15 protein-coding genes are annotated in these 13,385 nt (G+C 38.6%); 4 read left to right on the forward strand and 11 right to left on the reverse strand.

The annotated features are described in order from the left end of the window. Positions 1-130 precede the first annotated feature (130 nt). The 11 genes from SCSC_RS07570 to SCSC_RS07620 form a co-directional block, all read right to left on the reverse strand. Positions 131-826 (reverse strand): histidine phosphatase family protein, encoded by a 696-nt coding sequence (locus SCSC_RS07570; protein WP_006270230.1) that lies wholly within the window; start codon positions 824-826, stop codon positions 131-133. A 46-nt stretch (positions 827-872) separates the two neighbouring features. After that, positions 873-2,210: a PFL family protein gene (locus SCSC_RS07575; protein WP_006270206.1), complete on the reverse strand. Its 1,338-nt coding sequence runs from the start codon at positions 2,208-2,210 to the stop codon at positions 873-875. A gap of 13 nt (positions 2,211-2,223) precedes the next feature. Next, positions 2,224-2,490: an ACT domain-containing protein gene (locus SCSC_RS07580; protein WP_003035507.1), complete on the reverse strand. Its 267-nt coding sequence runs from the start codon at positions 2,488-2,490 to the stop codon at positions 2,224-2,226. Between the two features lie 111 nt (positions 2,491-2,601). Further along, positions 2,602-3,606, reverse strand: coding sequence for a LacI family DNA-binding transcriptional regulator (locus SCSC_RS07585; RefSeq protein WP_003070602.1), 1,005 nt, complete (start codon positions 3,604-3,606; stop codon positions 2,602-2,604). A gap of 82 nt (positions 3,607-3,688) precedes the next feature. Continuing rightward, a complete protein-coding gene (locus tag SCSC_RS07590) occupies positions 3,689-5,587 on the reverse strand; it encodes a heparinase II/III domain-containing protein (RefSeq protein WP_006270238.1) in 1,899 nt (632 codons plus the stop codon). Between the two features lie 262 nt (positions 5,588-5,849). Beyond that, on the reverse strand, positions 5,850-6,158 hold the full coding sequence (locus SCSC_RS07595) for a preprotein translocase subunit YajC (RefSeq protein ID WP_006270279.1): 309 nt from the start codon (positions 6,156-6,158) through the stop codon (positions 5,850-5,852). Next, positions 6,158-6,973 (reverse strand): PTS system mannose/fructose/sorbose family transporter subunit IID, encoded by an 816-nt coding sequence (locus tag SCSC_RS07600; RefSeq protein ID WP_003035586.1) that lies wholly within the window; start codon positions 6,971-6,973, stop codon positions 6,158-6,160. The genes SCSC_RS07595 and SCSC_RS07600 overlap by 1 nt, the downstream gene beginning before the upstream one ends. Next, entirely contained in the window at positions 6,960-7,739 is a 780-nt protein-coding gene (locus tag SCSC_RS07605; RefSeq protein ID WP_006270285.1) for a PTS mannose/fructose/sorbose/N-acetylgalactosamine transporter subunit IIC, read from the reverse strand. The genes SCSC_RS07600 and SCSC_RS07605 overlap by 14 nt, the downstream gene beginning before the upstream one ends. A gap of 15 nt (positions 7,740-7,754) precedes the next feature. Further along, on the reverse strand, positions 7,755-8,246 hold the full coding sequence (locus SCSC_RS07610) for a PTS sugar transporter subunit IIB (RefSeq protein ID WP_003035570.1): 492 nt from the start codon (positions 8,244-8,246) through the stop codon (positions 7,755-7,757). 10 nt (positions 8,247-8,256) lie between these two features. Beyond that, positions 8,257-9,447 carry a glycoside hydrolase family 88 protein gene (locus tag SCSC_RS07615; protein ID WP_037565960.1) on the reverse strand — a complete coding sequence of 397 codons (1,191 nt, stop codon included), beginning with the start codon at positions 9,445-9,447 and terminating at the stop codon, positions 8,257-8,259. Positions 9,448-9,460: 13 nt separating this feature from the next. Further along, entirely contained in the window at positions 9,461-9,895 is a 435-nt protein-coding gene (locus SCSC_RS07620; protein WP_003070607.1) for a PTS sugar transporter subunit IIA, read from the reverse strand. 289 nt (positions 9,896-10,184) lie between these two features. Here SCSC_RS07620 and SCSC_RS07625 point away from each other — a divergent pair, with 289 nt between their 5' ends. From SCSC_RS07625 to SCSC_RS07640, 4 genes are read left to right on the forward strand one after another with little or no spacing between them, the layout of a single operon-like run. Next, entirely contained in the window at positions 10,185-11,000 is an 816-nt protein-coding gene (locus tag SCSC_RS07625; RefSeq protein ID WP_003035431.1) for a gluconate 5-dehydrogenase, read from the forward strand. A 15-nt stretch (positions 11,001-11,015) separates the two neighbouring features. After that, entirely contained in the window at positions 11,016-11,657 is a 642-nt protein-coding gene (locus SCSC_RS07630; protein ID WP_006270202.1) for an RpiB/LacA/LacB family sugar-phosphate isomerase, read from the forward strand. 31 nt (positions 11,658-11,688) lie between these two features. After that, positions 11,689-12,690 (forward strand): sugar kinase, encoded by a 1,002-nt coding sequence (locus SCSC_RS07635; RefSeq protein WP_006270261.1) that lies wholly within the window; start codon positions 11,689-11,691, stop codon positions 12,688-12,690. A 9-nt stretch (positions 12,691-12,699) separates the two neighbouring features. Then, a complete protein-coding gene (locus SCSC_RS07640) occupies positions 12,700-13,329 on the forward strand; it encodes a bifunctional 4-hydroxy-2-oxoglutarate aldolase/2-dehydro-3-deoxy-phosphogluconate aldolase (protein ID WP_006270298.1) in 630 nt (209 codons plus the stop codon). Positions 13,330-13,385: the final 56 nt, after the last annotated feature.

The following is a 13,385-nucleotide window of genomic DNA, read 5'->3' on the forward strand; positions in this document are numbered from 1 at the left end:
ACCTCCGTTTTTCTCACTATATTATATCATTTTTTGCAGAAAATCGTTTGAGAGATGAAAGAAAAATCAGGAGTAAGATAAAAGTCACAATTTGTAAACATCAACTTTTCTTACATTCCCGTTTTTATAATTATTTTTGTTTTTCCAGTATCTTAGCACCCACTTGGCGATAAGACATGTCTCCTAATGTTTGAATGGTAAATTTCCCATTTTCATATTCCACAACTGTTACACTACCATTTTGCACGCCAGGATTTTTGGTAATCGCTTCATCAATCAGATACGCAAAAGCACCGATTGTCATACTATGACTGACGACAAGAGCATTGCCCCCGCCAGAAGCTTCTACATCTTTAGCAATCGCTGTAAACCCATCCAGAATCCGACTGCTCAATTGTTCCCAAGGTTCAGCCCAACCAGCTGTATCGACTTCAACCAAGCCATTCGCCAACTCAGGTAGACTCAGCTCCTTATAGTCATCTGTATTAAGAACTCGTGGAATCACGCCATAAAAAAGCTCACCACCATAGGCTCCATCAAAACTTCCGAAACACCACTCACGAATCCGTTTGTCAAAAGTATAAGGAATTTTGCCTGTTAAACCGAGTTCTTCAAGGACAATCCCCATGGTCTGAATCGTTCGCCCAGAGTCACTGGAAAAAGCTTTAGAAAATTTCAACCCCGACTCTCGCAGACCAATTCCTAATTCATGGATGCCACGTTCCCCTTCAGCCGTAAGTGGCGTATCACTCCATCCTTGCGCCCGACCAATTGTATTAAACATCGTTTTTCCATGACGAATAATGTATAATTTCGTTTTTGTCATTTCAATCTCCTTTTCAAAAGAAAAGGCCTGTCATACAGACCACATTTTAATTTTTAAAACTATGAATTGGTGCTGGAATTTGTCCACCACGCGCGATAAAATCAACAGATGACGCCTGATTAACTTTCATGACCGGAGCCGTTCCTAAAAGACCGCCAAATTCAATCATGTCCCCTTCTTTTCCTTTAGGAATAATCCGCACCGCTGTCGTTTTCTGATTGATAACGCCAATTGCCGCTTCATCGGCAATCATAGCTGCAATGGTTTCAGCAGGTGTTGCCGCAGGAATCGCAATCATATCCAAGCCTACTGAGCAGATAGCAGTCATGGCTTCTAATTTTTCTAGATTGAGAGATCCATTTTGAACTGCTGTAATCATCCCCTCGTCTTCTGAAACTGGAATGAAAGCACCAGACAAACCGCCGACTTGATTGCAAGCCATTACGCCACCTTTTTTGACTTGGTCATTAAGCAAAGCCAAAGCTGCCGTCGTTCCATGCGTACCGACCGTTTCCAATCCCATTTCTTCCAAAACACGAGCGACAGAATCCCCAACAGCTGGCGTTGGTGCCAAACTTAAATCAACAATTCCAAATTTCACACCTAGGCGCTCTGAAGCCATTTGACCGACCAATTGACCGATACGAGTGATTTTAAAGGCTGTTTTCTTAACCGTTTCTGCCACCATATCAAAGCTCTCACCACGGACTTTTTCCAGCGCACGCTTGACAACACCAGGACCAGAAACCCCAACATTGATGACTACATCCGCTTCACCGACACCGTGAAAAGCTCCTGCCATGAAAGGATTGTCCTCAACAGCATTCGCAAAAACAACTAATTTCGCAGCTCCCATATCAGAAAGTTCAGCCGTTTCCTTGATGACACGTCCCATGTCTGCCACTGCCGTCATGTTAATGCCTGACTTGGTGGAACCAATATTGACAGAGGAGCAAACCTTATCAGTCTCCGCTAAAGCTCGCGGAATGGAACGGATAAGGATTTCATCTCCTTTTTGATAACCCTTTTGCACCAGAGCAGAAAAACCACCGATAAAGTCAACACCGATTTCTTTTGCTGCTCGATCCAGCGCCTTTGCCAGTGGCACATAATCCTCACTATCGGTCGCTGCCCCAATTAGGGAAATAGGCGTGACAGAAACGCGCTTGTTGACAATGGGAATCCCTAGCTCAGCAGCGATTTCATCTCCGACAGCTACCAAATCTCTAGCTTTACTGGTAATCTTCTGATAGATTTTTTCCGCCGCTCGCTCAATATCCGTATCAATACAGTCGAGAAGTGAAATGCCCATAGTGATAGTCCGAATATCAAAATTCTGCTCCTCAATCATGGCAATCGTTTCAGTAACCTGCTTTATATCCATTTTTTCACCTCTGTTAGATATTGTACATGGCATCAAAAATTGCTGCACTTTGAATATTGATTTTAATATTGAGAGTTTTGCCAAAGGCTTCAAACTCCTCGCGCAAAACAGTGAAATCTTTCTTTTCATCACTAGAAACGACTGCCATCATCGTGAAAAATTCATCTAAAACCGTTTGTGAAATATCATCAATATTCAAACCAAGCTCTGCAATCTTGCTAGACACTCCTGCCACAATCCCCGTTCTATCCTTGCCAACAACCGTAATAATCGCTTTCATTCTTTGCTCCAATCAACATACTTTTTCCTATTGTAGCATAAGTAAAGGAAATTTGCATAAACTGAAAGAGAAAAATCCGACTTTTAATCCTCAAGCCTTGCTTAATCGTTATCAATTGATTGTCGATTCTTTCCAATGAACACGACAATCCAGCACTTGCTGCTTTTCTTCCTGATGACGACCTTCAATCTGATCAATCAGAATTTTCGTTGCTTGCTGCCCTTCTTCAAAAGCTGGTTGGACAATTGTCGTGATGCTTGGTGAAGATAAACTCGTCCATTCTGTATTATCAAAACCAATCAAGCCCACATTTGGTATATCAAAATCCAAGTCTTTCATAACGGTAAACACCAGTGGTAAAGCCCAGCAATTCGGTGCAAAAACTAAGGTTTTCTCTCCTGAATTGACTTCCTTTTGCAAAAATTCTTTCATTTTACCTAAGTCAGTGTGCTCATCCTCAATAATCAAACTTGTATATTCTAAGTTGGAATCTGCCAAAGCATCCATAAAGCCACTAGCTCGTTCAATCCGTGTACTCAATCGGCTAATATCTGCCGTGATGAGAATATATTTTTCATAACCTTTTGCAACACAAGCCTGTGTCACATCATAGACTGCATCGTAATTATTCGTTTTGACCCAACTTGTCCGATGTTCATACAATTGACTATCAAAAAAGACCATTCGCTTCTTTTTTTCCTCAATAATGCGAGAATATTTTCTAAAGTTTGAAGTCGGCTGAATAATGAAACCATCCACTCCTAACAAAAGCATACTTTCAATATATTTGTCTTCACTTTCTTGGTTGTAATTGCTATTTCCAATCATAACCTGATAACCATTTTGATGTGCAATATCCTCAATTCCTTTGACAATCTGATTTGAAAAACTATTGGTAATGTCACCAATCAAAACGCCAATCAATTTGGTTCGCTTGGAGTTGAGGCTGCGCGCTACAATGCTAGGCTTATAATTAGTCTCTTCAATAACCTTTTTGATTTTCTCTCTGGTTTCCTGAGACATTTTTTCATATTTACCATTTAAGTAAAAGGAAACAGTCGTTTTTGAGGTCTGAGCAATTTCTGCAATATCTTTTATGGTCAATTTTTTTGCCAATTTAAGGTCCCTCCTAAGCACTCATATTATAACATATTTTATTACAAAACGATGGCTTCAAATCCCATAAAATCAGACTTTTCTAACTTTTTAGTCTGATTTTTGTACAAGTTTTTTTGTCATAGATAACACATTTTCCTCTCATTTTAATACCATTGACCACACATAATTTTTCTCCTTTGTAAATATCATCATTTAACACTAAGATCAGTTTATTTGTGCAGTCATTTTCTATTTCAATTGCAAGTGCATTAGGAAGCCGGCGCCCATCTGTTTGATAAACTGTATGATATTTTACAGTAAATGATTGATCCATAATCAGAGTGGCATCAATGATTCGATCTGAAAATTTCTGTATTTTGACCAATTTATGACTTTCTTCCAGTTCATTGTATTTCTTAGAAATGAACGTTTTTTCTAACGCCAGCGGAATCTCGCTCCAAATCTTAAGGTCATTGACTTGACTTGGACTACCAGCAACTTGGCTGTCTAGTATAAATTGAGTTCGTAATTCATGCTCTCCAGCACATCTAATGTCATCCACTACAAACCAAACACCTTCTTCCAACATGATGATTTTCCGAGTATGCAAGTAAGAAGATGGATTTGAAGCAAGATAACTGCCTTCCACATAATGAGCATCTGACACTCTTTGATAGTCACAAAACAAAGATTGTGGATAATTTTCATAATCCCAAGAACCAGATACTATTTCAGGCGATGTCTCATCAAGGATACATCCGGTGTGACTCCAGGCACTTTTTAGAACAGAACGTTCTCCTATCTCTCTGTAGGTATAGCGACCAGAATCCACAAAAATTAGCTTGCCTTGATCCTGTAGGCAAAAGCTATTTTGATCACTGTGAGCATGGGCGCTGCCCATCGGTCCATTTTTGAAAAAGAAATGGCTCCGAGGTGTCTGAATACAAACCTGACCAGAATCCTTGAAAAAAGCAGTTCTTGTTCCTTGTTTTTGAGCTTTTAATGTTGCTAAACGATCAGCACCTTTTCTCCCAACCAACAGCAAACTATATGGATCTAAGTATGGATTTTTTAATGAGAGTAATTGTTCTTCTTCTAAAACGAGAGCAGATAAATTCAGAATATCCCACGTATCTGTACAGTCGCTATCACCAAAAGCAATCGTCTTTCCATCCAAGCCTGTCATCATCTGAATGTAGGTAGCCATTTTCCCTAACAAAGTCGCATACTTGTGCTTCAACTCTGGTAGCAAGATACACAATTCTAACAGAGCTTTATAAACTTCCACATGATACAAAATAGACTGCTCAAACTGGGTGCCATCTTCCAAAATTTGAATTTGTACCTGTTGCTGTAATTCTTCTATTGCAAACAGATATTCTTCTTCAATATCGAGCTGTTCTGAAAAGAAATGATAGATGGCAATCATTGGAATGGTCTGCAAAATCCCCCAATTACTGAGTGTATATTTGTCACGATAACACCTTCTCATAAAGTGAATCTGAGTTTCAAGAGAGCGGTAAATGATTTGCGACTCCTTTTCTTCCAGCAAATCCAATTCCAGTAAAAACAGCAAAATTTTCAACCAAGTAAAACAGCGAATCCCTGTATCTAAGGTTCTAGTCGTCAAAGATTGCGGAGAAAATTCCTGTACTTGCTCTATCCAATCAAAAATGAAAAACTTCAATTTTTGAATATATCGCATGTCTCCCTCGACCAAGTAACCAATAACAAAGTTCAGTAAATACTCCTGCCGATTGAGCATGTACGTCCACTCTGGATCTTCTTCAAATAGCACTTCCCAATTCATCGGCTGAATCTGATGTTTTCTCGGGCACGGCTCCATATCCCAATTTCCATCAAACAAAAAATAATGGCTAAACATTCGTTCAAGGGAGTGCTGAATGCGGCTATATTCTTCCTTTTGATAGCGAAGAATATAATGTCGATAATACTCTATATCAAAATCTTCAAAAAAAATAGTTCGTTCTTGTTTCATATTTCCTTACCTAAAAAATGGTTGATACAGTTCTGCTTCTCTAGAAATCTGCCTTTTATCCTACCCTACAAAGCAGATTAGGTTCTCTCCATTCGCTTTTTTAAGCTTGGAAGAGAACCTAATCTGTCATCTAGTTGTTGATTTATTATACAGTACGCTTTGAGGTTAGAGATTTTTATCTCCAATCCATCATAAATAAAGCAAGCAGCATTCGTGTTACTAGATTATCAATTCAAATACCATATAATGCTACACCTTACCATTAATCAGAGGTTGGAAACTTCTGTCCTTGTTCCTTTGTCTTTCCCATTATGCTTTCTTTTTCCACATAAATCGTTACATTCTTAGCAATTTGCAAGGTCACCAACTCATCTTGAATGGAAATAATTTTACCATGAATTCCAGACAGTAATAGAACTTCATCACCAGCTTTTAAAGAAGCTAGATAAGTTTTTCGTTGCTCCATCTGTTCTTGAAGCATTTTTTGCTGACGGAAATGACTGATGCTTGACAGTATAATCGGAGTTCCTGCCAAAACAATCAATATTCCATAAAGTAAAGTCGTATTCATTATGCTAAAATCTTAAGCCAGCTGCCAATAATACCAATGATAACTGTCAGAATAACTAGTTTATAGGTTGTCCATTTCTTTTCTTTGATCAAATAGTAAACCAAAAGAGTAAAGAGAGCTGGCAAAAGCGCTGGTGCTACTTTATCAAGCATACCTTGAATGCTCACGATACTTTGATTTGTACCTGCTTTTACTTTTCCAGCGGCAAATGTAATAGGCACTGTCATCTTAACAGAAGTAGCTGCTAGACCTGCAATAACTGTCACACCAATGATATTAGCAATCCGTGAAATAGTCGCCATTTGCTCACTTAGTTTGTCAATGACAGTTGTTCCCAACTTATAGCCATACAAACCAGTAGATAATTTAATCCCTGTCAAAATGGTATTCATAGCCAAGAAAAACAAGATTGGACCAATAATCAAACCATCTTTCGCAAAAGAAGCTGCGATTGTGGAGAAGAGTGGTGCCAAGCAGAATTGTGAAAGTGAATCTCCAATCCCGGCCAAAGGTCCCATCAATGCCATTTTAATGTTACGTGTTTCTTCTGTGGGACGATCATTTTCTAACATAACTAAGTGTAAACTCGTAATAAAGGGTAGAAAGTGAGGATTCGTATTGTAAAATTCACAATTTTCTTCTAATGCTTTGTAGAGACCTTCTTGATTATCACCATAGTGTTTTTTCAAAGCAGGATACATAACATTTGCATACCCTAACCCTTGATAATTGCTGTAGTTAAAGCCATTTTGTAAAAAGAATGCCCGCAAAGATGTTTTGAGATAATCATTCTTGTTTAATTTAGATCCAGTCATCGTGTGCTCCCCCCTCTACCACATGATCTGCTGTTTTTGGTTTGTTGTAAAATTCGATTAAAGCAAAGATTGTACCTACAATAGCAATACCGATTGTCGGAATTTTTAGATAGGCCGCACAAACATAACCTAGTAATACAAACGGGATCAATTCTTTCTTAGCCATGACAGATAAGATCATTGCAAACCCAATAGCCGGAAGCATTTTACCAGCAACCGTTAAACCAGAAAGTAATACTGGCGGAATGTAGCCTACTAATTTCAGCAAAGTATCCATTGACAGAGCACCCAAGCATCCCAAAGCAAAGCCAATCACAGCAAACAACCAAATCGTCGCATTCAACGTAATTTTGAATTTCTTCATATCACGATTTTTCAAATGCTTCATAGCTGTTTCTGGCGCACCTGCACGTACCGTATATGCAAAAGTTTGTACAAATTGAATTGCAACGGCAATTGGAGTAGATAGAGCAAGTGCTGCTTCTGGCGTAACTTTTCCTGCACTTGTAATCGCCATCAACGTTCCAAAAATACCAGGTCCGATTGGATTTGGCGGAACCGTTCCTCCAGCACCAACACCAAATCCCATATAAGCCAATTCACCAATTGCTCCCATTGTTAAAGCAGTTGGCAGGTCTCCTAAAATAATCCCTACGCCAAATGACAAAACAATACATCTGTTCGTATAAATCCCTAACAGCATTCCACTAAAACAGAACGCTGTCCATAAACCAATTAAAATCGCTTGAAATAAATTAATTGACATCATGAATCTCCTTTTTTAAATATAATCCAATATATTTACTTCTACAGCTCCATCATTACCGCTTGGAGTTGTTTTTGTATTAAAAGTTACCTGATAAGACTGACTCAGTTCCTTAATCGCTGCCTTATCCTCTTCTCCAAGGAAAATAGAACGTGTAACCTGTTCTTTTCCTTCTGCATTATGAATATTTCCAATATTGATTTCCTTAATTGGAACACCACCTTTTACCAAAGTTAGTGCATCTTTCATATCTTTCAAAACAATAAATATCGTTTGAGCAGGATTTGCTTTGTGAATAATATCAATAACTTTTTGCAACGAGAAGAAGCGCATGGCAATAGAATCTGGTACGACCGTCTTCATCAATGTTTGTTGAATCTTATCAGTACTCACTTCATCATTTGCCACGATAACTGTATTGCAGCCTAGATATTTCACCCATAACTGTCCTTGGCCATGAATCAATCGTTCATCCACACGGGTCATAATAATATTTGGTGTTGTCATCTCTCTCCTCCTACCAATATAAATTCCAATCTTTATAGAAACGTATTAGAGCTTCCAAGTAATAATAATCGCCCCATATATTGCCTTCATCTACTCCTTTGCCAGAATGCCATGAGTACACTCCATGAAGAAGCGTCGTTCCTCCAGGCTTGTACTGATCACTAGCATAATCTTCTATCAGAGAGCGAAGCATAGCGTGCATCGCATGTTTGTAAATGTCTTTATCTTTATCTACTTCCGGCAAGTATTTCAGCATCTCATGAATCCCACAGACCGCAATAGCTGTTGCAGAAGAATCACGAGACTGTTCACTACCATCACTAAAGATTAAATCCCAATAGGAAACATGATCTTTTGGCAGACGATTCAAGAAATAATTCGTTACACCTTTGAATAAATTAAAACAAGATTCATCTTTCAAATGGCGATAAGTCAATGGAATACCATACACACCCCAAGATTGTCCTCTTGCCCAGCAAGAATCATCGCTATAACCTTGTCTTGTTACACCTTTTAGAGGATGACCTGTTTCAGGATCGAAGTAAAATGTGTGAAAAGATGAGGCATCATCACGAATGACATTATTGACAGAGGCATAAAAATGTTTTTCTGCAATCTCATAATATTTTTGCTCACCTGTTTCTTGATACGCAAAGAATAGCAACTGAATATTGAGCAAACAATCAATAATCAAACGATAATGTTCTTTCTTACCTAACTCACCCCAAGCCTGAATAAAGCCTCCTTTTTCTTGGTAGCGTTCAATCAGCTTATCTGCTGCTTTTAAGGCAGCCTCTTTAGCATTTTTGTCACCATCCAACTTATATTCACTCATGCACGATGGAGTATAAAGAAAGCCTAAGTCATGGTGATCTAGTTCTACTCTTTTATTGACCCGTTCCAAGAAAGACAAGACATTTTTATGAGCTATTTCTTTAAATTTTTCATCATGACTGTATTCATAAGCCAGCCACAGTTCTCCCGTCCAAAAACCATTGGTCCATTCTGTATTATCCATAATTGGATAAACATTATCAAAGGTTGCGGGAGTCGGGAAGTCTTCCTTAAAATAATCAAGATTTATATCTAACTGCCGAATGACTTTCTCAATTGCCTGTTCTACTTCATTTTTTGTCAAAAGTGGAACTTCTAAAAATCGTTCAGGAGTGTTAATTTCTTCAATTGTAACTTTTTTAATCATTCCTTTTACCTTTTTAAATTCCTGACCCAAAATCTTCTTCTATTACTTCTGAATCATCTGAAAACAACTCTCTGCCATTGACAACACCGCCATGTGCTGCTGCAACTGCTTTTTTAGCAACTTCATCAAATGAAAGTGTCATTCTCGCAAAAACGGTTTCCAGCAACATAGCTAAATTCAAGCCTGACAAAACATTCATTTGCAAATCTGGTCTATTTCCCATTATCGTGGATGCCACCTTAAACGGCGTTCCACCTAATAAATCACACAAGACTAAGGCCTCTTCGTCGCTTGTAATAGCAGCTAGAATTTTTTCTTTTAGTTCGTTTGCGGACATGCCTTCCACAAAATCGATAGCATCTACTTTCTCTTGCTCGCCCGCAATCAATTTCAAAGAACTATGAATCCCTGTAGCGAAATTTCCATGTCCTATAACTATGATTTTCATACATTCTCCTCTCTTTTAAGTTTACCGGTTTACTTACATTTTCCATTGTAGCCTATTGTTTTTTACTTGTCAATACTTTTTTCAAAAAAATATTAGCGCTTACATCTCTTTTGAAATCTATATTTCTTTTTAACATTTAGTAGATTATCTTCAAAAATCCGAAAAGCAGATTTTTACAAAGGTTCCACTACTAAATATCAAAAAAACATTTTTTATCGTTGACAAAACCGGTTTACTAGAATATAATCTTGTTAGAATGAAATCTTATTAAACTGAAAGGAAATAAAATATGACAGAAAAAATTTTCTCCATAGAACAATTTTCTCTAAAGGGAAAAATCGCCCTTATCACTGGAGCTTCCTACGGAATAGGTTTTGCCATTGCCAAAGCCTACGCTGAAGCAGGAGCCACTATTGTTTTTAATGACATCAACCAAGAATTAGTTGACCGAGGTTTAACTGCTTATCATGAAGCAGGAATCTCAGCACATGGTTATGTTTGCGATGTTACTGATGAAGCTGGTATCCAAGCAATGGTTGAGCAAGTTGAGCGAGAAGTTGGCATTATTGATATTTTGGTCAACAATGCAGGCATCATTCGAAGAGTTCCTATGTGCGAAATGAGTGCAGCTGATTTTCGCAAGGTGATTGATATTGACTTAAACGCACCGTTCATTGTTTCCAAAGCCGTCATTCCTTCGATGATTAAAAAAGGACACGGAAAAATCATCAACATTTGCTCCATGATGAGCGAGCTCGGTCGCGAAACAGTTAGTGCTTACGCCGCTGCTAAAGGTGGACTCAAAATGCTAACGCGTAACATCGCTTCAGAATACGGCAGTGCTAATATTCAGTGTAATGGTATTGGTCCTGGCTATATCGCCACTCCTCAAACAGCACCATTACGCGAATTACAAGAAGATGGCTCACGCCATCCATTTGACCAATTTATCATCGCTAAAACACCTGCGGCACGCTGGGGGAATCCAGAAGACCTCATGGGACCAGCTGTTTTTCTCGCTAGTGATGCTAGCGACTTTGTCAATGGACATATTCTCTACGTTGACGGCGGTATCCTAGCTTATATCGGAAAACAACCAGAATAGAAAGAAGAAATAAAAATGAAAATTGCTTTAATTAACGAAAATAGTCAAGCTGCTAAAAACCACATTATTTATGATGCCTTAAAAGAAACAACTGACAAAAAAGGATATGAACTGTACAACTACGGTATGTATGGAAAAGAAGGCGAAAGCCAATTAACTTATGTTCAAAATGGTTTACTAGCAGCCATTCTCTTAAATACAAAAGCTGCTGACTTTGTCATCACCGGTTGCGGTACTGGTGAAGGAGCAATGGTTGCTTTAAATAGTTTTCCTGGTGTGGTCTGTGGCTTGGCTATCGAACCAACAGACGCCTACCTCTTCTCTCAAATAAATGGTGGCAATGCTCTTTCAATCCCTTATGCAAAAGGCTTTGGCTGGGGTGCAGAATTAAATCTAAAATTGATATTTGAACGACTTTTTGCTGAAGAAGTTGGTGGTGGCTATCCAAAGGAAAGAGCAATTCCTGAACAACGAAATGCTCGTATTTTAAACGAGGTTAAAAAGATTACCCATAACGACCTGCTAAGCGTTCTAAAAAACATCGACCAAGATTTCTTGAGAGAAACCATTGCAGGAGAACATTTCCAAGAATACTTCTTTGCGAACTGCCAAGATAATGAAATCGCAGCTTACTTAAAAGGACTTCTTGATGCATAAATCCATTTTGCAACCCGAAAGGAATTGACACATGACGAAATTATTGCTATTTGGTGAGCCACTGATTCGAATTACGCCTGTAGACGTTTCTTCTCTTGGTGACCAAGTGATCAGCACAACTTATTTTGGCGGATCGGAAGTCAATATCGCCTGTAATTTACAGGCCTTAGGAATTTGCACAAAACTTTTTACAGGATTGCCAGATAATGAAATTGGTAATCGATTCCTAACGTTTTTGAAACAGCATGACATCGACACTAGCACTATTTTCCGACTTGGTGACCGACTTGGGGTTTATTATCTGGAAAATGGATTTGGTTGCCGCCAAAGTGAAGTTTTTTACGACCGCAAGCATACCAGTATCAGTCAGATTCGTCCTGAAATGCTGGATATGAACAGCTTGTTTAAAGGAATCAGCCATTTTCATTTCAGTGGCATCACAGTTGCCATTGATGAGCAAGTCCGCGAAGTGCTACTATGTCTCTTGAAAGAAGCAAAGCAAAGGAACATCACCATTTCTATGGATCTCAACTTGCGCACTAAAATGATTTCTGTCTTAGAAGCCAAATATGAATTTTCAAAATTCGCTCGCTATGCCGACTATTGTTTTGGAATCGATCCAATTATGGCAGATGAAACAGATCTTGACATGTTTCCAAGAGAAACAGCAAGTTTGGCGGAGATTGAAAATCGCATGCGTCATTTAAAAGAAATCTATTCTTTTAAAGCCATTTTTCATACGTTCCGCTCCACTGATGCACAAGATAAAAATGTCTATCAGGCTTATGCGTTCAGTGATACATTTGAGCAATCTGTCCAGCTAAAAACTGCTGTCTATCAACGTGTTGGAAGCGGAGATGCTTTTGTTTCTGGCGCACTCTATCAATTACTCATGCAAGCTTCTTTAAAAGATACACTTGACTTTGCTGTTGCTAGTGCGACTATGAAGTGTACTCTTGCTGGCGACAGTATGAGCAAATCTGCTACAGCCATTGAAAAATTGCTAACAACCACCAAAGATATTATTCGTTAGGAGAATAGCATGACTAAGTCAGATATCATTATTGAATTAAAAACACAAAAAATTGTCGTTGTTGTTCGTGGAAAGACAAAAGAAGAAGGCCTCAAAGCATCTATCGCCTGTATCAAAGGTGGTATCAAAGCTATTGAAGTTGCTTATACCAATCAATACGCTGGCGAAATTATAAAAGAGCTAAACCACCTATATCAAGATGATGCCAGTGTTTGTATCGGAGCTGGAACTGTACTGGATGCTGTAACCGCAAGAGATGCAATGCTAGCAGGTGCTCATTATATTGTTTCTCCTTCTTTCAACTCTGAAACTGCAAGAATCTGTAATCTCTATGGCATTCCCTATATTCCGGGTTGTATGACCTTAACAGAAATCACCACATCACTGGAAGCTGGCAGTGAAATCATCAAACTCTTTCCAGGAAGTGCTCTAAGTCCAAAATATATCTCTGCCGTTAAAGCACCGATTCCTCAAGTAGCTATCATGGTGACAGGTGGCGTCAATTTGGATAATGTTTCAGATTGGTTTTCTGCTGGTGCGGACGCCATTGGTATTGGTGGAGAATTTAACAAACTTGCCAGCCAAGGTAATTACGAAGCGATTACAACAATTGCTAAACAATATACCGCACTGAAGTAAAAAATCTAGTCCTTTTCCATTAAAAAAGAAAAACAAGAAATCTATTATTGAAAATA

This window comes from Streptococcus constellatus subsp. constellatus (genome assembly GCF_023167545.1).
Lineage (GTDB): Bacteria > Bacillota > Bacilli > Lactobacillales > Streptococcaceae > Streptococcus > Streptococcus constellatus.

Coding starts and splice junctions, on each gene's coding strand:
- SCSC_RS07570 (WP_006270230.1), bottom strand. CDS start 826: ATGACAAAAACGAAATTATACATTATTCGTCATGGAAAAACGATGTTT.
- SCSC_RS07575 (WP_006270206.1), bottom strand. CDS start 2,210: ATGGATATAAAGCAGGTTACTGAAACGATTGCCATGATTGAGGAGCAG.
- SCSC_RS07580 (WP_003035507.1), bottom strand. CDS start 2,490: ATGAAAGCGATTATTACGGTTGTTGGCAAGGATAGAACGGGGATTGTG.
- SCSC_RS07590 (WP_006270238.1), bottom strand. CDS start 5,587: ATGAAACAAGAACGAACTATTTTTTTTGAAGATTTTGATATAGAGTAT.
- SCSC_RS07595 (WP_006270279.1), bottom strand. CDS start 6,158: ATGAATACGACTTTACTTTATGGAATATTGATTGTTTTGGCAGGAACT.
- SCSC_RS07600 (WP_003035586.1), bottom strand. CDS start 6,973: ATGACTGGATCTAAATTAAACAAGAATGATTATCTCAAAACATCTTTG.
- SCSC_RS07605 (WP_006270285.1), bottom strand. CDS start 7,739: ATGTCAATTAATTTATTTCAAGCGATTTTAATTGGTTTATGGACAGCG.
- SCSC_RS07610 (WP_003035570.1), bottom strand. CDS start 8,246: ATGACAACACCAAATATTATTATGACCCGTGTGGATGAACGATTGATT.
- SCSC_RS07615 (WP_037565960.1), bottom strand. CDS start 9,447: ATGATTAAAAAAGTTACAATTGAAGAAATTAACACTCCTGAACGATTT.
- SCSC_RS07620 (WP_003070607.1), bottom strand. CDS start 9,895: ATGAAAATCATAGTTATAGGACATGGAAATTTCGCTACAGGGATTCAT.
- SCSC_RS07625 (WP_003035431.1), top strand. CDS start 10,185: ATGACAGAAAAAATTTTCTCCATAGAACAATTTTCTCTAAAGGGAAAA.
- SCSC_RS07630 (WP_006270202.1), top strand. CDS start 11,016: ATGAAAATTGCTTTAATTAACGAAAATAGTCAAGCTGCTAAAAACCAC.
- SCSC_RS07635 (WP_006270261.1), top strand. CDS start 11,689: ATGACGAAATTATTGCTATTTGGTGAGCCACTGATTCGAATTACGCCT.
- SCSC_RS07640 (WP_006270298.1), top strand. CDS start 12,700: ATGACTAAGTCAGATATCATTATTGAATTAAAAACACAAAAAATTGTC.